The following is a 21,503-nucleotide window of genomic DNA, read 5'->3' on the forward strand; positions in this document are numbered from 1 at the left end:
CCCAGGTGCACAAGCCGGCGGATTCTGGCTTGGCTGTAGGCAATGGCGCAAGGATTTGTAGCCTTGAGACCGTGTCTGGAGGTGTCTTGTAAACAGCTTCGTTTAAATCGAAAAAAATGCGCCGCATTCGAAGTCCTCTTCGCGAGCAGGCTCGCTCCCACAGGGGCCGTATTCCAAATGTCCGATTGGGAATGCATGTCAAACTGTGGGAGCGAGCCTGCTCGCGAAGGGGCCAGCCCAATCAGCCGATAAATCCCAAGTAAAACCGCTCTATTTCATTCCCCGGCAAAAGTTGGAAAGCTTCTTGCAATAGCCGCCCTGCGCCCGTTCGGGGCGTCAAAAGTTTGCTTTAAAGGAACGGGGAAAACCGGTGGATCGCACTCAGTTATTCAATACAGCACGCACCAACGTTGCCGATCTCAGTCGAGGCAATCTGGGCGTGCCGTTGTTGCTGCTGGTCATGCTGGCGATGATGATGTTGCCAGTACCGCCGTTCCTGCTCGACGTCTTCTTTACCTTCAACATTGCCCTGTCCATCGTCGTCCTGCTGGTCTGCGTGTATGCGCTGCGGCCGCTGGATTTCGCCGTGTTCCCGACGATTCTGCTGGTGGCGACGTTGCTGCGACTGGCGCTGAACGTGGCCTCGACGCGGGTGGTAATGCTCCACGGTCAGGACGGCCATGCCGCGGCTGGTAAGGTGATTCAGGCGTTCGGTGAGGTGGTGATCGGCGGTAACTACGTGGTCGGTATCGTGGTCTTCGCGATCCTCATGATCATCAACTTCGTCGTGGTGACCAAGGGTGCCGGGCGGATTTCCGAGGTGAGCGCGCGCTTCACCCTCGATGCGATGCCCGGCAAACAAATGGCGATCGACGCCGACCTCAACGCCGGCCTGATCGACCAGAATCAAGCCAAGTCGCGCCGTCAGGAAGTCGCCCAGGAGGCGGAGTTCTACGGTTCGATGGACGGTGCCAGCAAGTTCGTCCGTGGTGACGCGATCGCCGGCCTGCTGATTCTGTTCATCAACCTCATCGGCGGCATGGCCGTGGGTATCTTCCAGCATGGCATGAGCTTCGGCGACGCGGGCAAGGTTTACGCCTTGCTGACCATCGGTGACGGTTTAGTGGCGCAATTGCCATCACTGTTGTTATCTACAGCAGCGGCGATCATGGTGACCCGTGCTTCCGGCTCGGAAGACATGGGCAAGCAGATCAACCGCCAGATGTTCGCCTCGCCGAAAGCGCTGGCCGTGGCCGCTGGTTTGATGGCGGTGATGGGTCTGGTGCCGGGCATGCCGCACTTCTCCTTCCTGAGCATGGCGGCGCTGGCTGCGGGCGGCGCGTACCTGTTCTGGAAAAAGCAGAACGTTGCCAAGGTCGTGGCGCTGGAAGAGGTCAAGCGTCAGCAGGAACTGCTGCCGTCGCCGGCCCGCGCCATGGAAACCAAAGAGCTGGGCTGGGACGACGTCACGCCGATCGACATGATCGGCCTGGAAGTTGGCTATCGCCTGATTCCGCTGGTAGACCGCAATCAGGGTGGGCAATTGCTCGCGCGGATCAAGGGTGTGCGCAAGAAGCTCTCGCAGGATCTGGGCTTCCTGATGCCGACCGTGCACATCCGCGACAACCTTGATCTGGCGCCGAGCGCGTATCGCTTGACGCTGATGGGCGTGATTCTGGCCGAGGCCGAGATCTACCCGGACCGCGAACTGGCGATCAACCCCGGCCAGGTGTATGGCTCGCTCAACGGTATCAACGCCAAAGATCCGGCTTTCGGCCTGGAGGCGGTGTGGATCGAAATCAGCCAGCGCGCCCAGGCGCAATCGCTCGGCTACACCGTGGTTGACGCCAGCACCGTGGTCGCCACCCACTTGAACCAGATTCTGTACAAGCACTCCAGTGAGCTGATCGGCCACGAGGAAGTGCAGCAACTCATGCAATTGCTGGCCAAGAGTTCACCGAAACTGGCGGAAGAGCTGGTGCCGGGCGTGGTTTCGCTGTCGCAGTTGCTCAAGGTCCTGCAAGCGCTGCTCGCCGAGCACGTGCCGGTGCGCGACATTCGCAGCATCGCCGAAGCGATCGCGAACAGCGCTGCCAAGAGTCAAGATACCGCCGCGCTGGTCGCCGCTGTGCGGGTCGGCGTATCCCGTGCAATCGTCCAAAGCATTGTAGGCACTGAGTCCGAGCTGCCTGTAATCACATTGGAACCAAGGTTGGAACAGATATTGCTCAATAGTCTGCAGAAGGCAGGACAAGGCTCGGAAGAGGGCGTTCTGCTGGAGCCGAGCATGGCCGAGAAGCTGCAGCGTTCGTTGATCGAAGCGGCCCAGCGTCAGGAAATGCAAGGCCAGCCGGTGATCCTGCTGGTAGCAGGCCCGATTCGCGCGATGCTCTCGCGTTTCGGCCGCCTCGCAGTGCCAGGGCTGCATGTACTGGCCTACCAGGAAGTACCGGACAACAAGCAAGTGACCATCGTTGCGACAGTAGGGCCCAACGGCTGAGGTAGTGGTTTATGCAAGTTAAGCGTTTTTTCGCCGCCGATATGCGTCAGGCCATGAAGCTGGTTCGCGATGAGCTGGGCGCTGATGCCGCCATCATCGGCAACCGCCGCATCGCCGGCGGCGTCGAGTTGACGGCGGCTCTGGATTACAAATTGTCGGCGCTGGCGCCACGGGTTCCGAACATGGAACTCGAAGACGAGCTGCGCAAGACCCAGTCGCGCATCGTCACCGCCCAGGCCGAGCTGAGCCTGCGTGGCGAAGCCGACGGCAACACCAATCAGCAGTTGTTCGCCGGGCTGCCGTTGACCGCAGGCCTGCCGCTGACTGCTGCCGAACCGTTGAGCGAGCCGACCTACGCCGCGCCGACGCGCCCGGCCGCAGCGCCTGCGCAGGCCTCGGCGGGTGTCGATCCGCGTGCACTGGATTCGATGCGTTTTGAATTGAACAGCCTGCGCGAGCTGATGGAAGTGCAGCTCGGCACCCTGGCCTGGAATCAGCTGCAAGGCAGCCGTCCGGCCCAGGCCAATCTGTATCGCCGTCTGCAGCGCATCGGCCTGTCCGGCCCGCTGTCGCGCGATCTGTTGGCGATGATCACCGATATCGAAGAACCCCGTCAGGCCTGGCGCATGCTGCTCGCGCACCTGGCGCGGATGATTGCCGTGCCGGAAGTCGAGCCGCTGGAAGAGGGCGGTGTGATTGCCATGGTCGGCCCCGCCGGCATGGGCAAGACCACCACGCTGGCCAAGCTCGCCGCGCGTTATGTGCTCAAGTACGGCGCGCAGAACGTTGCACTGGTGAGCATGGACAGCTTCCGCATCGGCGCGCAGGAACAATTGAAAACCCTCGGGCGCATCCTCAACGTGCCGGTAACGCACGTCGATCCGGGTCAATCGCTGGTGCAGGCATTGGATCCACTGCTACGCAAACGCGTGGTTTTGATCGATACTGCCGGCCTGCAAGCCAGTGATCCGGCGTTGCGCATGCAGCTTGAGAGCCTGGCCGGGCGTGGCATTCGCTCAAAAAATTATCTGGTCCTGGCAACCACCAGCCAGAAACAGGTTCTAACCGCCGCTTATCACAGTTACAAGCGTTGCGGGCTGGCCGGCTGCATCCTGACTAAACTGGATGAAACGGCCAGTCTCGGCGAAGTGTTGAGCCTGGCGATCAGTCATGAATTGCCGGTCGCGTACCTGACCGATGGCCCACGGATTCCGGATGATCTGCATCTGCCGCGTCGTCATCAATTGGTCAGCCGCGCCGTCAGCGTGCAAATGCAGGAAGAACCCAGCGAAGAAGCCATGGCTGACATGTTCGCTGATATCTATCACAGCCCGACCAAGCAGGTTGGCTGAGGTAATCATGAACAGTTTTTGTACCTACATCGATGGTCTGCCACGCATTGTTCCGATCAGGAACGCGCAGCCAGTAATGTGGCCTCCGTCTATGCAAGACAAGGTAAAGAAATAACATGGGCAGCATGCATCCCGTACAGGTGATCGCGGTGACCGGCGGCAAAGGTGGCGTCGGCAAGACTAACGTGTCAGTGAACTTGTCGCTGGCGCTGGCAGAGCTTGGCCGTCGGGTCATGCTGCTGGACGCCGACCTGGGCCTGGCGAACGTCGACGTTCTGCTGGGGCTGACACCCAAGCGCACACTGGCCGACGTTATCGAAGGCCGTTGCGAACTGCGCGACGTGCTGTTGCAAGGCCCGGGCGGGATTCGCATCGTGCCGGCGGCCTCCGGCACGCAGAGCATGGTGCACCTGAGCCCGGCGCAACACGCCGGCCTGATCCAGGCGTTCAGCGACATCGGCGACAATCTCGACGTGCTGGTGATCGACACCGCTGCGGGTATTGGTGACTCGGTAGTCAGTTTCGTACGCGCCGCGCAAGAGGTGTTGCTGGTGGTCTGCGACGAGCCGACTTCGATCACCGACGCTTACGCGCTGATCAAGTTGCTCAACCGCGATTACGGCATGAACCGCTTCCGCGTGCTGGCCAACATGGCGCAGAGCCCGCAGGAAGGGCGCAACCTGTTCGCCAAGTTGACCAAGGTCACGGATCGCTTCCTCGACGTCGCCCTACAATACGTCGGCGCCGTGCCATACGACGAAAGCGTGCGCAAGGCAGTGCAGAAGCAGCGCGCCGTCTACGAAGCCTTTCCCCGTTCCAAGTGCGCACTGGCCTTCAAGGCCATCGCCCAGAAGGTCGATACCTGGCCGCTGCCCGCCAACCCGCGCGGGCATCTGGAATTTTTCGTCGAGCGTCTCGTGCAGCAAACCGCAGGGCCTGTGATATGACCGCCAGTGGCATGAATCTTTACAAAAAGTCGGCGCGCGACGCGCAATACGAATTGATCGAGCGCTACGCGCCGCTGGTCAAGCGCATTGCCTATCACTTGCTGGCGCGCCTGCCGGCCAGCGTGCAGGTCGAAGACCTGATCCAGGCCGGGATGATCGGTTTGCTGGAAGTCTCGACCAAATACGACGCCAGCAAAGGCGCCAGTTTCGAAACGTACGCGGGCATTCGAATCCGCGGCGCGATGCTCGATGAAGTGCGCAAAGGGGATTGGGCACCACGCTCGGTTCACCGTAATACCAGGATGGTCAGCGACGCGATTCGCTCGATTGAAGCTAAAACCGGCCGTGACGCTAAAGATCACGAGGTTGCGGCCGAACTCCAATTGAGTCTCGACGATTACTACGGGATTCTGAATGACACCTTGGGCAGTCGCCTGTTCAGTTTCGACGACCTGTTGCAGGACGGCGAACACGAAGGGCTGCACGAGGATGGCGCCAGTGCTCATATGGAGCCGTCACGCGATCTGGAAGATGAACGCTTCCAGGCGGCGCTGGCGGACGCGATTGCCAATTTGCCGGAGCGTGAGCGACTGGTGTTGGCGCTGTACTACGACGAAGAGCTGAACCTCAAGGAAATCGGTGAAGTCCTTGGCGTCAGTGAATCGCGGGTCAGCCAGTTACACAGCCAGTGCGCGGCCCGTCTGCGGGGGCGTTTGGGGGAGTGGCGAGCGCGCTGAAGGCAGTGTGGGGACACTGCGAAACGAGGCTGGTGCGGTGATAAGCGGCGCCGGTCTCGATCCGTTGTGCTCCAGACAAACTTTAAGTGCTGCGCCGATTGATTGAAGTGGCGCGTCCAGGTGCTGGGCGCGTTTAAGACTGCTTGGAGGTCGAATTGAACAAAGACATGAAAATCCTCATCGTTGATGACTTCTCAACGATGCGGCGGATCATCAAGAACCTGCTGCGCGATCTTGGGTTCACCAACACCGTCGAGGCCGACGATGGCACCACTGCCATTCCGGTGCTCAACAGCGGCAGCATCGACTTTCTGGTAACGGACTGGAACATGCCGGGCATGACCGGTATCGACCTGCTGCGTCACGTGCGCGCCGATGAGAAACTCAAGCACCTCCCGGTGTTGATGGTGACTGCTGAAGCCAAGCGCGAGCAGATCATCGAGGCCGCTCAGGCCGGTGTGAACGGTTACGTAGTCAAACCTTTCACGGCTCAAGCGTTGAAAGACAAAATCGAGAAGATTTTCGAACGCATCGGCTGATGAATGCGCGGGGGAGCTATGGAGCATAACGAATCATCACAGGGCGATTTCGAATCGACCCTGAAAAAACACGCGGTCGAACTGGTCGAGAGCCTTGAAAAAGGCAAGTTCGGCGACGCGGTGCAACTGATCCATGAGCTCAATCAGACCCGTGACCGCGGCCTGTATCAGGAAGTGGGCAAGCTCACACGTGAACTGCACAGTGCGATCGTCAATTTCCAGATCGATCCGCACATGCCGCAGGCCGAGGAAGTGTCGCAAATCACCGACGCCACCGAACGCCTGGGCTATGTGGTCAAGCTGACGGAAGCCGCGGCCAACCGCACCATGGATCTGGTGGAAAGCGCCACCCCGGTGGTCAACAGTCTGGCTGATGAAGCGCAGACATTGAGCGCCGATTGGGGCCGCTTCATGCGTCGCGAGGTCGGGGCTGAAGAGTTCCGCGAACTGGCGCGCCGGGTCGACGGTTTTCTGTCACGCAGCAGCACGGACAACCGTGCGGTGTCGAGCAACCTCAACGACATCCTGCTGGCTCAGGATTACCAGGACCTCACAGGTCAAGTGATCAAGCGTGTGACCCAACTGGTCACCGAAGTCGAAAGCAATCTGCTCAAACTCGTGCTCATGGCCAGTCAGGTCGACCGCTTTGCGGGCATCGAACATGACCGCGCCGCAATGCTTGCTGAAAAAGATCCACAAAAACATCTCTCGCAGGGTGAAGGTCCGCAGATTCATGCCGATAAACGAGAAGACGTTGTGTCCGGTCAGGACGATGTGGACGATTTGTTATCCAGCCTTGGATTCTAGAGTTTCGGAATTCGGGTTTTTTGGGTTTTTAGACCTGTAGGAGCACCCCATTAATGAGCTTCGGCGCCGATGAAGAGATCCTTCAGGATTTCCTGGTTGAGGCCGGCGAGATTCTTGAGCAACTGTCCGAACAACTGGTCGAGCTGGAAAGCCGTCCGGATGATGCAGATCTGCTCAATGCAATTTTTCGCGGTTTCCACACTGTAAAAGGGGGCGCCGGCTTCCTTCAGCTCAATGAGCTGGTGGAGTGCTGTCACATCGCCGAAAACGTGTTCGACATCCTGCGCAAGGGTGAGCGTCGCGTTGATGCAGAACTGATGGACGTTGTGCTCGAAGCACTGGACGCGGTGAACAGCATGTTCAGCGAAGTCCGTGAGCGTGCACCGATCACCGCTGCCACGCCGGAACTGTTGGCCGCGCTGGCGCGTCTGGCCGAACCGCAATCGGCGGATGAAGCCCCAGCTTCGCCGGTTGCCGAGATGATCGAAGAACTGGTCGTTGAAAGCGACTCCTCGGACGACATCACCGATAACGAATTCGAACAACTGCTGGACTCGCTGAATGCCGTCAAGGCCCAGGCCGAGGCTCCGGCCGCTGTTGCTGCTCCCGCGCCGGTTGCCGACACGGCGGCCAGCGATGAAATCACCGACGCCGAATTTGAATCGCTGCTCGATCAACTGCATGGCAAAGGCCAGTTTGCTGTCGATGCGGTCGCTCCGGCGGCACCAGCAGCGCCGGCTGCTCCGGCCGCGCCTGCTACGGGCGACAGCTCGGACATCACCGACGACGAATTCGAAGCCTTGCTCGATCAGTTGCACGGCAAGGGCAACTTCGCCGTTGACGCGCTGGAATCGGCCATCGCTTCGGCCCCGTCAGCACCTGCTGCACCGGCAGCCGCTGCGGCCGGCAGTGACCTGATCAGCGATCACGAATTCGAATCGCTGCTCGACGAACTGCACGGCAAAGGCAAGTTTGACGCCAGCGCTGCGACTGCCGGCTCCGTGTCGAGCGTCGCCACGCCAGCGGCGAAAGCTCCGGCTGCCGCTGCTGCGCCGAAGCCTGCCGCCAAGCCTGAACCGAAAGCCGAGGCGCCGAAACCGGCCGCCGCTGCTGCACCGGCTCCGGCCCGCGCGCCAGCTGCTGCCCCGGCAGAAAAGCCGGCCAGCGAAGCGGAAACCACCGTGCGCGTCGACACCGCGCGGCTCGACGAGATCATGAACATGGTCGGCGAGCTGGTGCTGGTGCGTAACCGTCTGGTGCGTCTGGGCCTCAACAGCGGCGACGAAGCCATGTCCAAGGCCGTGTCGAACCTCGACGTGGTCACCGCTGACCTGCAGACCGCCGTGATGAAGACGCGGATGCAGCCGATCAAGAAGGTCTTCGGGCGCTTCCCGCGTCTGGTTCGCGACCTCGCGCGTCAGCTCAAGAAAGAGATCAACCTGGAACTGGTGGGCGAAGAAACCGACCTCGACAAAAACCTTGTCGAGGCCCTCGCCGACCCGCTGGTCCACTTGGTGCGCAACGCCGTCGACCACGGCATCGAGTCGCCGGAAGAACGCGAAGCATCGGGCAAGGCCCGTGGCGGTCGCGTGGTGCTGGCGGCCGAGCAGGAAGGCGACCACATCCTGCTGTCGATCTCCGACGACGGCAAAGGCATGGACCCGAACGTCCTGCGTTCGATCGCGGTAAAACGCGGTGTGATGGACAAGGACGCGGCCGATCGCTTGAGCGATACCGAGTGCTACAACCTGATCTTCGCCCCGGGTTTCTCGACCAAGACCGAGATCTCCGACGTGTCCGGCCGTGGTGTCGGCATGGACGTGGTGAAGACCAAGATTTCCCAGCTCAACGGTTCGATCAACATCTACTCGACCAAGGGCCAGGGTTCGAAGATCGTCATCAAGGTGCCGCTGACCCTGGCGATCATGCCGACGCTGATGGTCATGCTGGGCAATCAGGCGTTTGCGTTCCCGCTGGTCAACGTCAACGAAATCTTCCACCTCGACCTGTCGACCACCAACGTCGTCGACGGTCAGGAAGTGGTGATCGTGCGCGACAAGGCGCTGCCATTGTTCTACCTCAAGCGCTGGCTGGTCAGCTCCGCCGCTCACGAAGAGCAGCGCGAAGGCCATGTGGTGATTCTTTCGGTGGGCACTCAGCGCATCGGCTTCGTCGTCGATCAACTGGTCGGCCAGGAAGAAGTGGTCATCAAGCCATTGGGCAAAATGCTCCAGGGAACTCCGGGCATGTCCGGCGCCACCATCACCGGTGACGGCCGCATTGCGCTGATTCTCGATGTTCCAAGCATGCTCAAGCGTTACGCCACAAAGCGTATTTGAATCCGGGGCGGCGGCGCGATGACGCGCCGCTGCACCTAATGGAGTGTTTATGGCAGTCAAAGTCCTGGTGGTGGACGATTCGGGTTTTTTCCGCCGCCGCGTCTCGGAAATTCTTTCGGCGGATCCGAGCATCCAGGTGGTCGGCACGGCCACCAACGGTAAAGAGGCGATCGATCAGGCCATGGCCCTCAAGCCTGACGTGATCACCATGGACTACGAGATGCCGATGATGGACGGCATCACGGCAGTGCGGCACATCATGCAGCGCTGCCCGACCCCGGTGTTGATGTTCTCCTCGCTGACCCACGAAGGCGCGCGGGTAACCCTCGATGCGCTGGACGCCGGCGCGGTGGATTTCCTGCCGAAGAATTTCGAAGACATCTCGCGCAACCCCGAAAAGGTCAAGCAGTTGCTGTGCGAGAAAGTCCACAGCATCTCGCGCAGTAACCGTCGTTTCAGTGCCTACAGCGCGCCGGCTCCCGCCGCTGCGCCAGCGCCGACGCCTGCTCCGGCAGCGTCGAGCTACGGCAGCCACACGAGCCACAGCAGCCCTGTCCCGGCACGTCCGGCACCTGCGCCTGCGCCTGCCCGTGCATCCGCTGCCAGTGCTTCGTCGCCGGCACCGAAACGCAAAGCCTACAAACTGGTTGCCATCGGCACCTCGACGGGTGGCCCGGTCGCGCTGCAACGCGTACTGACGCAGTTGCCGGCGAACTTCCCGGCGCCGATCGTGCTGATCCAGCATATGCCGGCGGCGTTCACCAAAGCGTTTGCCGAACGTCTCGACAAGCTCTGCCGTATCAGCGTCAAGGAAGCCGAGGATGGCGACATCCTGCGTCCGGGCCTGGCGCTGCTGGCGCCGGGTGGCAAGCAGATGATGATCGACGGCCGTGGCGCGGTGAAAATTTTGCCGGGTGACGAGCGTCTGAATTACAAGCCGTGCGTGGACATCACCTTCGGTTCTGCAGCCAAGTCTTACGGTGACAAAGTTCTGGCAGTGGTGCTGACCGGCATGGGCGCCGACGGCCGCGAAGGCGCGCGTCTGCTCAAGCAGGGCGGCAGTTCGGTGTGGGCGCAGGACGAAGCAAGCTGCGTGATCTACGGCATGCCGATGGCCATCGTCAAAGCCGATCTGGCTGATGCCGTGTATGGTCTGGACGACATCGGCAAGCACATCGTCGAGGCGTGTATCTGATGGATGTTCTCAGCCTAATCGGCCTCATCATGGCGTTCGTCGCCATCATCGGCGGCAACTACCTTGAAGGCGGTCACCTCGGCGCGCTGGCCAACGGCCCGGCAGCGCTGATCGTGCTGGGCGGCACGGTCGGTGCTGCGCTGCTGCAATCGCCGATGAGTGCGTTCAAGCGCGCCATGCAGATTCTCGGCTGGATCTTCTTTCCGCCGCGTGTCGATCTGGCCGGCGGCATCGACCGCGTGGTCAATTGGAGCCTTACGGCGCGCAAGGAAGGCTTGCTCGGCCTCGAAGGCGTGGCCGACGCTGAACCTGACAGCTACTCGCGCAAGGGTTTGCAACTGCTGGTCGACGGCGCCGAGCCGGAAGCCATTCGCAGCATTCTCGAAGTGGATTTCTACACTCAGGAATCCCGCGACATCGAAGCGGCCAAGGTGTTCGAAAGCATGGGCGGCTACGCGCCGACCATCGGCATCATCGGTGCGGTGATGGGCCTGATCCACGTGATGGGCAACCTCGCCGATCCGTCGCAACTGGGTAACGGGATTGCCGTGGCGTTCGTCGCGACCATCTACGGCGTGGCCAGTGCCAACCTGATCCTCTTGCCGGTCGCGGCCAAGCTCAAGTCCATCGCGTTGCGGCAGTCGCGTTATCGCGAAATGTTGCTGGAAGGAATTCTGTCGATCGCCGAAGGTGAAAACCCTCGTTCCATTGAGTTGAAGCTGCAAGGCTTCATGGACTAAGGGAATAACCTCATGGCTCGTCGTCGCCACCAGGAAGAACACGTTAATCACGAACGCTGGCTCGTGTCCTACGCGGATTTCATCACTTTGCTGTTCGCGTTTTTCGTGGTGATGTACTCGATCTCGTCGATCAACGAAGGCAAGTACAAAGTCATTTCCGAAGCGCTGATCGGCGTGTTTACCGACTCCGATCGCTCGCTCAAGCCGATTCCGATCGGCGACGAACGACCGAAAACCGTGACCCCGGCCAAGCCGCTGGTCAAGGATGCCGAACAGGTCGACGCCGGTATTTCCGGGGCCAGCGATCCGCTGAAAAGCATCGCCGATGACATCAGTGCCGCCTTCGGTGACTTGATCAGCTCCAACCAGATGACCGTGCGCGGCAACGAGTTGTGGGTCGAGATCGAGCTCAATTCCAGCCTGTTGTTCGGCAGCGGCGATGCCATGCCGAGCGACATCGCGTTCAACATCATCGACAAGGTCGCGGCGATCCTCAAACCGTTCGATAACCCGATCCACGTCGAAGGCTTCACCGACGATCAACCGATCCGCACCGCGCAGTACCCGACCAACTGGGAACTGTCCTCGGCGCGCTCGGCGAGCATCGTGCGCATGCTCGCCATGCAGGGCGTAAACCCTGGGCGACTGGCGTCGGTGGGCTACGGCGAATTCCAGCCGGTGGCCAATAACGCCACGGTCGAAGGCCGGGCGAAGAACCGTCGCGTGGTGCTGGTGGTGTCGCGCAATCTCGATGTGCGCCGCAGCCTGACGGGCACCGGAACCGCCAATGCGCAACCGGACGCGGCGTTGAAGCGCGCTGGCACACAAACTGCACCGACCCCGGTCAAGACGCCGGGACGCGAGAGTGCCGTCAATTCTCCGTCGCCCGCATTAACACGCTGAAGCATGTCTCGGCCAATCAACCTGGCCGGGAGGAACGAACTGAATGAGAGTCTGGGCAGTCGCCAATCAAAAGGGTGGTGTTGGTAAAACCACATCCTCCATCGCTTTAGCCGGATTGCTGGCCGAGGCGGGCAAGCGCGTGGTTGTGGTCGATCTCGACCCGCACGGCTCGATGACCAGCTATTTCGGTTACGACCCCGACAGCCTGGAGCACAGCAACTACGACCTGTTTCTGCACAAGGGCAGCGTGCCGCAAGGCCTGCCGGGGCAGTTGCTGTTGTCGACCAGCGACGAACGCATTTCCCTGCTGCCATCGAGCACCGCACTGGCCACCCTTGAGCGACAGTCACCGGGGCAAAGTGGCCTGGGCCTGGTGATCGCCAAGAGTCTGGCGCAATTGTGGCAGGACTTCGATTACGCAATCATCGACAGCCCGCCGTTGCTCGGTGTGCTGATGGTCAACGCCCTTGCCGCGAGCCAGCAACTGGTGATCCCGGTGCAGACCGAGCACCTGGCCGTGAAAGGTCTGGAGCGCATGGTCAACACCCTGGCGATGATTAACCGTTCGCGCAAACAACCGCTGCCGTTCAGCATCGTGCCGACCCTGTTCGACCGCCGCACGCAGGCGTCGATGGGCACCTTGCGCGTGCTGCGTGACAAATTCCCCGACGACATCTGGCACGGCTACATCCCGGTCGATACCCGTCTGCGCGACGCCAGCCGGGCGGGTGTCACGCCTTCGCAATTCGACGGCAAGAGCCGTGGCGTCCTGGCCTACCGCGCACTGCTCAAGCACCTGCTCGCGCAGCAACTTGTTCCGCAGGTGGCCTGAGCATGATCTTTATTCGTGTAGGAGCTGCCGAAGGCTGCGATCTTTTGATCTGGCCTGTCAGTGCTCCTGAAAAGATCAAAAGATCGCAGCCTTCGGCAGCTCCTGCAGGGAGTCGCGCATGAACCGGCCGGTGAAGCTGACTTCTCGTCCGCAACAGGCCTTGCAGTCCTATCTGGAAGACCTGTTGCTCGACCTGCCCGAGGACTTGCCTGCGCCGGTCGAAGCGCCGCCGCCAGTCGTCGAACAGGCGCAGCCTGAAGTGGTGGAAAGCACCGAGGCCATGGACGAGTTCCAGGCAGCGGTGCTGGAGGAGCAGGCCCGCGACGCGCAGAAATCCGTCGCTCCAATTGCCGCGCCCGCTGCTGCCCCCGTGGCCAAAGCGCCAGTTGCGCTGATCGACGAACCGCGCGCGCCGCTGTCGACCTTGGCGCCGCTGCTGCAAACGCAATTATTGACCGTGCCGGAACCCGAGCCGGAGCCAGAACCCGCGCCGCAGATTGCGGAGCCGAAGGTGCTGGTCCCGCCGCTGGTCGAAGTGCACCTGCCACCGAACAACCCGCCGCCACCGGTCGAACCCGATGGCCGTCCGGCCTGGGCTGCCGAAGCCTTCGAATGCTTGCTGTTCGATGTCGCCGGGCTGACCCTGGCGGTGCCGCTGGTGTGCCTCGGCTCGATCTATTCGCTGGCCGGCCACGAGCTGACGCCGCTGTTTGGCCAGCCGGAGTGGTTCCTCGGCATTCTGCCGAGCCAGGCCGGCAATCTGAAAGTCTTGGACACCGCGCGTTGGGTCATGCCGGATCGTTACCGCGATGACTTCCGGCAGGGCCTGCAATATGTGATTTCGGTACAAGGTTACGAGTGGGGGCTGGCGGTGCATCAGGTCAGCCGCTCGTTGCGCCTGGACCCGAATGAAATCAAATGGAGAAGTCACCGGGGTCAGCGGCCATGGCTCGCCGGCACCGTGATCGAGCACATGTGTGCATTGCTTGACGTATCCGCACTGGCCGAATTGATCGCCAGCGGCGGGGCAAAGCACTTGAGTGGCAACAAGCCGCTACATAAACCGACATAGCAGCCGACATAACTATCAGGCGATGGCATTTTCCAGTGCCACCACACAGAACACACACCGCCCGGGGCGGTTTTTTCGAGGGGTCAGGGTATGAGTAGTCAGGCGTCGAATGCAAAAGGTTCTGAAGATCCGATCCTGCAATGGGTGACCTTCAAACTGGATAACGAAACCTACGGCATCAACGTGATGCGCGTGCAGGAAGTGCTGCGCTACACCGAGATCGCGCCGGTGCCGGGTGCACCGAGCTACGTGCTGGGCATCATCAACCTGCGCGGCAACGTGGTCACCGTGATCGACACCCGTCAGCGCTTCGGCCTGCACAGCGGTGAGATCAGCGACAACACCCGTATCGTCATCATCGAAGCCGACAAGCAAGTCGTCGGCATCATGGTCGACAGCGTCGCCGAAGTGGTTTACCTGCGTCAGTCGGAAATCGAAACCGCACCGAACGTCGGTAACGAAGAATCGGCCAAGTTCATCCAGGGCGTGTGCAACAAGAACAACGAACTGCTGATTCTGGTCGAGCTGGACAAGATGATGAGCGAAGAAGAATGGTCGGAACTGGAGAGCATCTGATTTGATTCTCGAGGTTGCGGTAATTGTTCTGTTCCTGTTCTGGGCCGGCACGCTGGCGATGTTCGTCTCGTACATCAAGGCGCAGCGAGTGATCGCTGCACAGCAGGCCCAGGGCGATGCGCTGCGTGATCAGCGCATCAAGGAACTGGCCAAACGCGTCGACGATTACCAGAACGGCAACGTGCGCATGGGCGAGGCCTTGCACGAGTTGCGCGCGGTGGTAAGCCCGTTGCCGGACAAGATCGTTGCACTGGAACAACGCGACCCATCGAGCCTGTCATTCGCCCAGGCGGCGAAACTGGTGGGCATGGGCGCCAGCGTCGATGAACTGACTCAGTCGTGCGGGTTGACCCAGGCTGAGGCGGAGTTGATGCGCAAGTTGCACAAGAGCAGCTAGGAGTTTCAAGCTCCAAGCTTCAAGCAAGATCAAAAGATCGCATCGGAGGCAGCGCCTGCATAAATCCCGTGTAAGCGCTGTCGAAGTGTGCGATCTTTTTTCTCGATTGCATCGCAGGCATAGCGATCCGCAGTTGTCCGGATCAGCTCGCCGGAGTTTTTGTGTAACTGATCAGTTGATACAGGGCTTTCTGCTCACCGTTACCGCCGAAGTCGGCGTTGCCCCAGGCCACTACCCGACGATCTGCCCTGAGTGCCACGAAGGTATCGCCTCCTCCGTACACAGCACGCACGTCAGTGAGCAAATGGGCAACTGCGCTGGTATCGCCGCCGCCGTTCTCTCTTCCCCACGCAACTGCCACGCCGTTGCTGCGCAATGCTACGACCGCGTCTTGGTTGGCATTAATGGCGACAATGTCTCTCAACTGGCGAATGTCTGGCGGAATGTTAACGATATCGCTGGGGAGGGTAGCCCAAGCGTGCACTGAGCCATCCCCGCACAGCACGACAAATCCGGATCCGGAGCCTATGACGTGGACGATGTCGTTGCGACTGGCAATCTCTTCTGGCATGGGCGGCATATGTCCCCATACGACCAGTTCGCCATTGCTTCTGCATGCTGCAAAGGCTGAGCTGTTACTAGCCAGGTCGACGATATCTCTCAGCGCTGCGATGTCCGACGGCACTTGGCCTCCAAGCGATTCATGCCCCCATGCGCGCACTTGGCCATTGTCGCTCAGTACTGCGAAAGCATGAGTCGAGCAAGCCAGTCTGGTTATGTCGGTGAGCAACGCGATATCGTCCGGCAACTGCGCTGAATGGTCATGATAGCCCCAACAGACGACGTTGCCAGTGCTGCGCAGCGCGGCGAAACCATACTGGCCACCCGACGCTTGCATGATATCGGTCAAATCGGCGATTTCGGGCGGAAGTGCGCCTCCCATCTCGGGCATGCCCCATGCGACAAGCTTGCGCGATTCAAGAAGGGCTACGAAAACATAAGTGCTTCCCGACACCGCGACAACCGTATTCAGCTGTGCGATATCTTCGGGGACGGTCCCGCTGGGCTGAAGTCCCCAAGCGAGGACATTGCCTTGCGCGCGCCGAATCGCAAAGGCTCTCATCCCCGCCGACAACTCTACGACGTCGTGCGCTTCTCTTACCGGTTCCGGCAAAGTGCCGCCGCCATCGACGTGACCCCATGCATGGACTGCCCGGCTGTCCAAAACAGCGCACAGGGCGAATGATGTACCGATAATGTTTGACGGGTTCAGGGTTATCCGTTTCTTGCCCGACCAGACGATCAGTTCCTCATAAGGCCGGACATCGAAAAATTCGCTAACAGTGGCTGACTGCTTGTCTCCAACATACTGCCACATGACGTTCAACGGTTTGAGCGTTGAGGCGTCCAGCGCTACAAGTCGCCAGCTGCGCGTGTAGAAGTTGCCAAGACCACCCCGATTGCCGCGTGCGCCCATGACCAGCAGTCCGCCTTCAGCGTTTATCTTCAGGGGCAATTCATCTTTCTCGTTTGGCATGGAATCAATCCCTCAAGATTGTGGACCTGCGGGCAACCTGGTCAGGTCTGGTCCGTAATCAAGCGCTGCGGGATCGGGCATGCGCTACTGTCAGACCTGACAGTAGCGACAAACGGTATATGGCAGGGCGCAGAAGAGACTGCGACTGCGGCTCAGTAGTCATCCCCGCGTGCGGTGATGTCCTTCTCGACCATCGGCGCGTTCGGGTCTTGTCCTTCGGGGAATTTGCCCTTCAGATTCCAGGCAAACGCGATGATCTCGGCGATGGTGCGATAGAGCTCTTCGGGAATGCTGTCGCCCAGTTCCATCCGCGCCAGCAGGCGCACCAGCTCGGCGTTCTCGTAGATCGGCACTTCGTAATCGCGGGCGATGCGCAGGATTTCTTCGGCCAGTTCCTCGTCGCCCTTGGCGGTGAGCGTCGGGGCGTGGTTGCCGTCGTATTTGAGGGCGATAGCCTGGCGTGGAGCAGTGGAATCGTTCATGCGGTTTCGTCGACCCAGCGGTGTTCGAGGCGGGTTTGGTTGCCTTGCGGCGGGGTGCCGTGGTGGCAGTCGAGGTCGCCGACGTTGAGCCCGGAATCGAGCAAGCGCTGGCGCAGGGCGAACAGGTTGTTCTCGATCAGGTCGGCGGTGTACGGCCGCTCGGCCCACAGCTGGCTGGACAGGCTGCCGGCGATCAGTTGCGCCTGAATCTGCATCGGCCCGAGCGGTTCCAGATCGAAGGCCAGATCGACGCGCCACAGTTGCTGTTTGGCTTCGCGCTCATCGCGGCGTTCGTGCGGCTGCGGTTCGCGCTCCGGCGCTTCTTCACGCTGGAATTTGACCTGCAACGGCACGATGTCTTGCAAATTGCGCATGGGGATTTCCAGTTGCCAGGTGCTGAGCAGGCGGCCATCGTCGGTGACGCCGGTCTGTTCCAGGCTCGACAACTGATGGCTTTGCAGACGCGACACCGCTGCGGCGGCGAGGCGTAGCAGTTGTTCGAGATCACCTTCGCCCTCGAGTTTCGCCAGCAGTCGTTCGGGCAACGGGAAGCTGCTGGGCACCGGTTTGGCGCTGACCTGGCCGAGGGTGCCGAGGGCGTTCCGGACGAAACTCGGCAGCGCTTGCGCCAGGGTATTGGCGGCGATGATCGCATTGAAATTGGTGTTGCTCGGCAGGCCCGGGGTCAGTTGCGCGATCAGCTTGAGCAGGTCGGCTTTCATGTCCGGGGCGAGAGTCGGGTTTTGTCCGCCGAGCAATTTCGCTTCGAGGAACGCGCCGCTGTTGGCCAAGGCCAGCGCCACGCCTTTGGCGGTGCTCATTTGCTGCAGGTCCGGCAGGCTGGCGAGCAGCTTGTCGACCACCGCGCGCAGATCGGCCGAAGTCTGATCGCTGGATGGCGGCAGGCTCTGCAACAACTTCAGCAAGCCATCGAGCGAGCCCTGACGACTTTGCTGACCGAGCAATTGCTGACTGACCGCCAGTTGCTCTTGACGGCTGCTCAGCGGCACGAATTTGAGGGTTTGCGCATCCTGCACCTGCGCCGACAACAAGGTGCCGATGCGCAGCGGTTGCGGGCTGTCGACGGTCAAAGTGCTGCCGCTCAATGCGGTGTTGAGCAGGGTGACCATCGAGCGAAATACCGCCGCTTGCCCCGGCGTCTGCGGCAGGGCCTGCGAGGTCACGACTTTGCCTTGCAGCAGGGTGCCGGCGGGCAATTGCGCGGTATCGATGCGGGTGAGGGTGGCGACGCTGCTGGCGATCGCTTGCTGTACGGTGATCGCCAGATTACCGGCCGATGGCTGAGTGATCGCCAGGTTGGTGCCCTGTGGCAACGGCAGGTTGCTGCTGGCCTGCACGGTGGTCTGACGGCCGCTGTCGAGTGTCACTTTGAGCAGCAATTCAAAGGTCTGATCGGCCTGCTTGAGCGACAACACCTCGGCCTTGGCGCTTTGTCCCGCGCCGATCAAGCCTTCGACCGGTGTCAGCAGCTTGAGCAGTTCACCCGTCTGCGGGCGAGCGCTCGCCGGCACGGTGGGCGGCAGCGGGAGGATGTTCATTTCGCCTGTCATACGCGGACACAACCTGAGGAAATTGCGCTCTTGAGAGTAAGGCACGGCATGTATAATGCCGCGCGTCGTGCGCTTCGTTCAAAAAACCTGGCAATTGTTTGATCCAGCTCGCCAGATCGAGCGATCAAAGCATCTATGCTGCATCTCTTTAACGGCCGCTCTAGAGCCGACTTGAACCGTATAAGGCCCGTGATCCCTTGACCAGTCCTGTCCTGCAAACCGTTGCCCTGGCGTGTGAACGCGACCTCAGGCTGCTTTTCGAAAACCTCGAATTGCGCCTGGCCAGTGGTGACATGGTGCAGATCAGCGGCCCCAACGGCAGCGGCAAGACCAGTCTTTTACGTCTGCTCGCCGGTTTGATGCAACCCACCGACGGCCAGGTGCTGCTCAACGGTCAGCCGCTGACCGAGCAACGCAGCGAACTGGCGCGAAACCTGTTGTGGATCGGCCACGCTGCCGGGATCAAGGATCTGCTCACTCCCGAAGAAAACCTGTCGTGGCTGTGCGCCCTGCATCATCCCGCCGAACGCGAGGCGATCTGGCAGGCGCTGGCAGCAGTAGGATTGCGCGGTTTCGAAGACGTTCCCTGCCACAGTCTTTCCGCCGGCCAACAGCGCCGCGTGGCGCTGGCGCGGTTGTATCTGGACAGCCCGCCGTTGTGGATTCTCGACGAACCGTTCACCGCGCTGGACAAGCAGGGCGTCGCTCAGTTGGAAGAGCATCTGGCCGGCCACTGCGAACGCGGCGGTCTGGTGGTGCTGACCACCCACCACACCCTGAGCCGCATGCCGGCCGGTTATCGCGACATCGATCTGGGGAAATGGGCGGTATGAGTGTCTTCGGCCTGCTGCTTGCCCGCGAATCGCGACTGCTGTTCCGCCGCCCGGCGGAGCTGGCCAATCCGCTGATTTTCTTTGCCATCGTCATTGCCCTTTTCCCGCTGGCCGTCGGCCCGGAAACTCAAGTCTTGCAAAACCTGTCCCCGGGGTTAGTCTGGGTGGCGGCGCTGTTATCGGTCCTGCTGTCGCTGGACGGATTGTTTCGCAGTGATTTCGAAGACGGCTCGCTGGAACAGTGGGTCCTTTCGTCGCACCCGCTGCCGCTTCTGGTCCTGGCCAAGGTGCTGGCACACTGGCTGTTCTCCGGTCTGGCACTGGTGCTGCTGTCGCCGTTGCTGGCGCTGATGCTCGGTTTGCCGGCCGCGTGCCTGCCGGTGCTGCTGCTGTCGTTGTTGCTCGGTACGCCGGTGTTGAGCCTGCTCGGTGCAGTCGGGGCGGCGCTGACGGTCGGCCTGAAGCGCGGCGGGCTGTTGCTGGCGCTGCTGATTCTGCCGTTGTACATCCCGGTGTTGATCCTTGGCAGCGGCGCGTTGCAAGCGGCGCTGCAAGGCATGCCGGCGACCGGCTACCTGTTGTGGATGGCCAGCCTCACAGCGCTGGCGATCACCCTGACACCCTTTGCAATAGCCGCTGGCCTGAAGATCAGCGTCGGCGAATAATAATGAGGCCTGGTCAAAAATTGACCACTTCTTCAAGAAGAAAGGCATGACCCTCTGCCAGCTCGCGATGATGAGCGGCAACCGTGATGGAAACAGTATGAACTGGACCTGGTTTCACAAGCTCGGCTCGCCCAAGTGGTTCTACGGCATCAGCGGCAAGTTCCTGCCGTGGTTGAGCATTGCAGCGTTGCTGCTGATCGGCGTTGGCGTGGTCTGGGGCCTGGCGTTCGCGCCGCCGGATTACCAGCAAGGCAACAGCTTTCGCATCATCTATATCCACGTGCCAGCGGCGATGCTCGCCCAGTCGATCTACGTGATGCTCGCGGTGTGCGGCGTGGTCGGGCTGGTGTGGAAGATGAAACTGGCCGATGTCGCCCTGCAATGCGCCGCACCGATCGGTGCGTGGATGACCGCCGTGGCGCTGGTCACCGGGGCCATCTGGGGCAAGCCGACCTGGGGCTCGTGGTGGGTGTGGGATGCGCGCCTGACCTCGATGCTGATTCTGCTGTTTCTGTATTTCGGTGTGATCGCGCTGGGCAATGCCATCAGCAACCGCGACAGCGCCGCCAAGGCCTGCGCGGTGCTGGCGATCGTTGGCGTGATCAACATTCCGATCATCAAATACTCGGTGGAGTGGTGGAACACCCTGCACCAGGGCGCGACGTTCACACTTACGGAAAAACCGGCGATGCCAGCGGAAATGTGGCTGCCGCTGCTGCTGACGGTGCTGGGTTTCTACTGCTTCTTCGGCGCCGTGCTGTTGCTGCGCATGCGTCTGGAAGTACTCAAGCGCGAGGCCCGCGCCAGTTGGGTGAAAGCCGAAGTGCAGCAGAGTCTGGAGGCGGTGCGATGAGTTTTGCTTCATTCGGCGATTTTCTCGCCATGGGCCATCACGGCCTGTATGTCTGGTCGGCCTACGGCATCTGCCTGGCGGTGCTGGCCCTCAACGTAGTGGCGCCGATTGCGGCGCGCAAGCGTTATCTGCAACAAGAGGCGCGTCGTCTGCGCCGGGAGAACGGCAAGTGAATGCGCTGCGCAAAAAACGTCTGATCATCATTCTGGCGATTCTGGTCGGAGTGGGCGCTGCTGTCGGCCTGGCCCTGAGCGCGTTGCAGGAAAACATCAATCTGTTTTACACGCCGACGCAGATCGCCAACGGCGATGCGCCGCAGGACACGCGCATCCGCGCCGGCGGCATGGTCGAGGCCGGTTCGCTGCAACGCTCCAAGGATTCGCTGGACGTCAGATTCGTCGTCACCGACTTCAACAAATCCGTGACCATCGCCTATCGCGGCATCCTCCCGGATCTGTTCCGCGAAGGGCAGGGCATCGTCGCCCTCGGCAAGCTCAATGCCGATGGCGTTGTAGTGGCTGATGAAGTGCTGGCCAAGCACGACGAGAAGTACATGCCGCCGGAAGTGACCAAAGCGCTGAAAGATAGCGGTCAATCCGCGCCGACGCCTGTGAAGGAGGGTTGAT

At 61.0% G+C, this 21,503-nt stretch carries 22 protein-coding genes; 19 read left to right on the forward strand and 3 right to left on the reverse strand.

What is annotated here, in order from left to right; genetic code table 11:
* Positions 1-370: 370 nt before the first annotated feature.
* From flhA to J2Y39_RS03010, 14 genes are all read left to right on the forward strand, one after another.
* Positions 371-2,500 carry a flagellar biosynthesis protein FlhA gene (gene flhA / locus J2Y39_RS02945; protein ID WP_310214979.1) on the forward strand — a complete coding sequence of 710 codons (2,130 nt, stop codon included), beginning with the start codon at positions 371-373 and terminating at the stop codon, positions 2,498-2,500.
* Between the two features lie 11 nt (positions 2,501-2,511).
* Positions 2,512-3,852, forward strand: a complete 1,341-nt coding sequence (gene flhF, locus J2Y39_RS02950) for a flagellar biosynthesis protein FlhF (RefSeq protein WP_024012117.1) — start codon at positions 2,512-2,514, stop codon at positions 3,850-3,852.
* A gap of 116 nt (positions 3,853-3,968) precedes the next feature.
* Entirely contained in the window at positions 3,969-4,799 is an 831-nt protein-coding gene (fleN, locus tag J2Y39_RS02955; protein ID WP_016771060.1) for a flagellar synthesis regulator FleN, read from the forward strand.
* On the forward strand, positions 4,796-5,536 hold the full coding sequence (fliA, locus tag J2Y39_RS02960) for an RNA polymerase sigma factor FliA (protein WP_016771059.1): 741 nt from the start codon (positions 4,796-4,798) through the stop codon (positions 5,534-5,536). The genes fleN and fliA overlap by 4 nt, the downstream gene beginning before the upstream one ends.
* 167 nt (positions 5,537-5,703) lie before the next feature.
* Positions 5,704-6,075: a chemotaxis response regulator CheY gene (locus tag J2Y39_RS02965; RefSeq protein WP_024012118.1), complete on the forward strand. Its 372-nt coding sequence runs from the start codon at positions 5,704-5,706 to the stop codon at positions 6,073-6,075.
* A gap of 18 nt (positions 6,076-6,093) precedes the next feature.
* Entirely contained in the window at positions 6,094-6,882 is a 789-nt protein-coding gene (locus J2Y39_RS02970) for a protein phosphatase CheZ (RefSeq protein WP_016771058.1), read from the forward strand.
* Positions 6,883-6,935: 53 nt separating this feature from the next.
* Positions 6,936-9,221 carry a chemotaxis protein CheA gene (locus J2Y39_RS02975; protein ID WP_150741290.1) on the forward strand — a complete coding sequence of 762 codons (2,286 nt, stop codon included), beginning with the start codon at positions 6,936-6,938 and terminating at the stop codon, positions 9,219-9,221.
* Between the two features lie 49 nt (positions 9,222-9,270).
* On the forward strand, positions 9,271-10,416 hold the full coding sequence (locus J2Y39_RS02980; RefSeq protein WP_056783833.1) for a chemotaxis response regulator protein-glutamate methylesterase: 1,146 nt from the start codon (positions 9,271-9,273) through the stop codon (positions 10,414-10,416).
* Positions 10,416-11,156 carry a flagellar motor protein gene (locus J2Y39_RS02985; RefSeq protein ID WP_016771055.1) on the forward strand — a complete coding sequence of 247 codons (741 nt, stop codon included), beginning with the start codon at positions 10,416-10,418 and terminating at the stop codon, positions 11,154-11,156. Before J2Y39_RS02980 ends, J2Y39_RS02985 begins: the two co-directional genes overlap by 1 nt.
* Positions 11,157-11,168: 12 nt before the next feature.
* Positions 11,169-12,059, forward strand: a complete 891-nt coding sequence (gene motD / locus J2Y39_RS02990; RefSeq protein WP_016771054.1) for a flagellar motor protein MotD — start codon at positions 11,169-11,171, stop codon at positions 12,057-12,059.
* Between the two features lie 43 nt (positions 12,060-12,102).
* On the forward strand, positions 12,103-12,891 hold the full coding sequence (locus J2Y39_RS02995; RefSeq protein ID WP_024012121.1) for a ParA family protein: 789 nt from the start codon (positions 12,103-12,105) through the stop codon (positions 12,889-12,891).
* A 118-nt stretch (positions 12,892-13,009) separates the two neighbouring features.
* Positions 13,010-13,963 (forward strand): CheW domain-containing protein, encoded by a 954-nt coding sequence (locus tag J2Y39_RS03000; RefSeq protein WP_041479626.1) that lies wholly within the window; start codon positions 13,010-13,012, stop codon positions 13,961-13,963.
* Positions 13,964-14,053: 90 nt separating this feature from the next.
* Complete coding sequence (locus J2Y39_RS03005) at positions 14,054-14,539, forward strand: chemotaxis protein CheW (RefSeq protein WP_016771050.1); 486 nt, start codon at positions 14,054-14,056, stop codon at positions 14,537-14,539.
* A 1-nt stretch (position 14,540) separates the two neighbouring features.
* On the forward strand, positions 14,541-14,936 hold the full coding sequence (locus tag J2Y39_RS03010) for a DUF2802 domain-containing protein (RefSeq protein WP_042607551.1): 396 nt from the start codon (positions 14,541-14,543) through the stop codon (positions 14,934-14,936).
* Positions 14,937-15,078: 142 nt separating this feature from the next.
* On the opposite strand, the gene J2Y39_RS03015 is transcribed toward J2Y39_RS03010, so the two are convergent.
* The 3 genes from J2Y39_RS03015 to J2Y39_RS03025 form a co-directional block, all read right to left on the reverse strand.
* The gene (locus J2Y39_RS03015) at positions 15,079-16,473 is read right to left on the reverse strand and encodes a hypothetical protein (RefSeq protein ID WP_310214988.1); all 1,395 of its coding nucleotides are present in this window, start codon (positions 16,471-16,473) and stop codon (positions 15,079-15,081) included.
* A gap of 152 nt (positions 16,474-16,625) precedes the next feature.
* Complete coding sequence (locus J2Y39_RS03020; protein WP_041479625.1) at positions 16,626-16,955, reverse strand: EscU/YscU/HrcU family type III secretion system export apparatus switch protein; 330 nt, start codon at positions 16,953-16,955, stop codon at positions 16,626-16,628.
* Positions 16,952-18,526, reverse strand: a complete 1,575-nt coding sequence (locus J2Y39_RS03025; RefSeq protein ID WP_310214993.1) for a flagellar hook-length control protein FliK — start codon at positions 18,524-18,526, stop codon at positions 16,952-16,954. The genes J2Y39_RS03020 and J2Y39_RS03025 overlap by 4 nt, the downstream gene beginning before the upstream one ends.
* A gap of 197 nt (positions 18,527-18,723) precedes the next feature.
* On the opposite strand from J2Y39_RS03025, the gene ccmA reads away from it, so the two are divergent.
* The 5 genes from ccmA to ccmE all read left to right on the forward strand — a co-directional run bounded on the left by ccmA (position 18,724) and on the right by ccmE (position 21,502).
* The gene (ccmA, locus tag J2Y39_RS03030) at positions 18,724-19,359 is read left to right on the forward strand and encodes a cytochrome c biogenesis heme-transporting ATPase CcmA (protein WP_073472746.1); all 636 of its coding nucleotides are present in this window, start codon (positions 18,724-18,726) and stop codon (positions 19,357-19,359) included.
* The gene (gene ccmB / locus J2Y39_RS03035) at positions 19,356-20,024 is read left to right on the forward strand and encodes a heme exporter protein CcmB (protein ID WP_039763615.1); all 669 of its coding nucleotides are present in this window, start codon (positions 19,356-19,358) and stop codon (positions 20,022-20,024) included. The genes ccmA and ccmB overlap by 4 nt, the downstream gene beginning before the upstream one ends.
* A 97-nt stretch (positions 20,025-20,121) precedes the next feature.
* The gene (locus tag J2Y39_RS03040; protein ID WP_056786756.1) at positions 20,122-20,877 is read left to right on the forward strand and encodes a heme ABC transporter permease; all 756 of its coding nucleotides are present in this window, start codon (positions 20,122-20,124) and stop codon (positions 20,875-20,877) included.
* Positions 20,874-21,050, forward strand: a complete 177-nt coding sequence (ccmD, locus tag J2Y39_RS03045) for a heme exporter protein CcmD (protein ID WP_016771045.1) — start codon at positions 20,874-20,876, stop codon at positions 21,048-21,050. Before J2Y39_RS03040 ends, ccmD begins: the two co-directional genes overlap by 4 nt.
* Complete coding sequence (gene ccmE, locus J2Y39_RS03050; RefSeq protein ID WP_305382455.1) at positions 21,047-21,502, forward strand: cytochrome c maturation protein CcmE; 456 nt, start codon at positions 21,047-21,049, stop codon at positions 21,500-21,502. Before ccmD ends, ccmE begins: the two co-directional genes overlap by 4 nt.
* The last annotated feature ends 1 nt before the right edge of the window (position 21,503 follow it).

It is taken from the genome of Pseudomonas sp. 2957, assembly GCF_031456345.1.
GTDB lineage: Bacteria > Pseudomonadota > Gammaproteobacteria > Pseudomonadales > Pseudomonadaceae > Aquipseudomonas > Aquipseudomonas siliginis.

Coding starts and splice junctions, on each gene's coding strand:
- flhF (WP_024012117.1), top strand. CDS start 2,512: ATGCAAGTTAAGCGTTTTTTCGCCGCCGATATGCGTCAGGCCATGAAG.
- fleN (WP_016771060.1), top strand. CDS start 3,969: ATGGGCAGCATGCATCCCGTACAGGTGATCGCGGTGACCGGCGGCAAA.
- fliA (WP_016771059.1), top strand. CDS start 4,796: ATGACCGCCAGTGGCATGAATCTTTACAAAAAGTCGGCGCGCGACGCG.
- J2Y39_RS02965 (WP_024012118.1), top strand. CDS start 5,704: ATGAAAATCCTCATCGTTGATGACTTCTCAACGATGCGGCGGATCATC.
- J2Y39_RS02970 (WP_016771058.1), top strand. CDS start 6,094: ATGGAGCATAACGAATCATCACAGGGCGATTTCGAATCGACCCTGAAA.
- J2Y39_RS02975 (WP_150741290.1), top strand. CDS start 6,936: ATGAGCTTCGGCGCCGATGAAGAGATCCTTCAGGATTTCCTGGTTGAG.
- J2Y39_RS02980 (WP_056783833.1), top strand. CDS start 9,271: ATGGCAGTCAAAGTCCTGGTGGTGGACGATTCGGGTTTTTTCCGCCGC.
- J2Y39_RS02985 (WP_016771055.1), top strand. CDS start 10,416: ATGGATGTTCTCAGCCTAATCGGCCTCATCATGGCGTTCGTCGCCATC.
- motD (WP_016771054.1), top strand. CDS start 11,169: ATGGCTCGTCGTCGCCACCAGGAAGAACACGTTAATCACGAACGCTGG.
- J2Y39_RS02995 (WP_024012121.1), top strand. CDS start 12,103: ATGAGAGTCTGGGCAGTCGCCAATCAAAAGGGTGGTGTTGGTAAAACC.
- J2Y39_RS03000 (WP_041479626.1), top strand. CDS start 13,010: ATGAACCGGCCGGTGAAGCTGACTTCTCGTCCGCAACAGGCCTTGCAG.
- J2Y39_RS03005 (WP_016771050.1), top strand. CDS start 14,054: ATGAGTAGTCAGGCGTCGAATGCAAAAGGTTCTGAAGATCCGATCCTG.
- J2Y39_RS03015 (WP_310214988.1), bottom strand. CDS start 16,473: ATGCCAAACGAGAAAGATGAATTGCCCCTGAAGATAAACGCTGAAGGC.
- J2Y39_RS03020 (WP_041479625.1), bottom strand. CDS start 16,955: ATGAACGATTCCACTGCTCCACGCCAGGCTATCGCCCTCAAATACGAC.
- J2Y39_RS03025 (WP_310214993.1), bottom strand. CDS start 18,526: ATGACAGGCGAAATGAACATCCTCCCGCTGCCGCCCACCGTGCCGGCG.
- ccmB (WP_039763615.1), top strand. CDS start 19,356: ATGAGTGTCTTCGGCCTGCTGCTTGCCCGCGAATCGCGACTGCTGTTC.
- J2Y39_RS03040 (WP_056786756.1), top strand. CDS start 20,122: ATGAACTGGACCTGGTTTCACAAGCTCGGCTCGCCCAAGTGGTTCTAC.
- ccmD (WP_016771045.1), top strand. CDS start 20,874: ATGAGTTTTGCTTCATTCGGCGATTTTCTCGCCATGGGCCATCACGGC.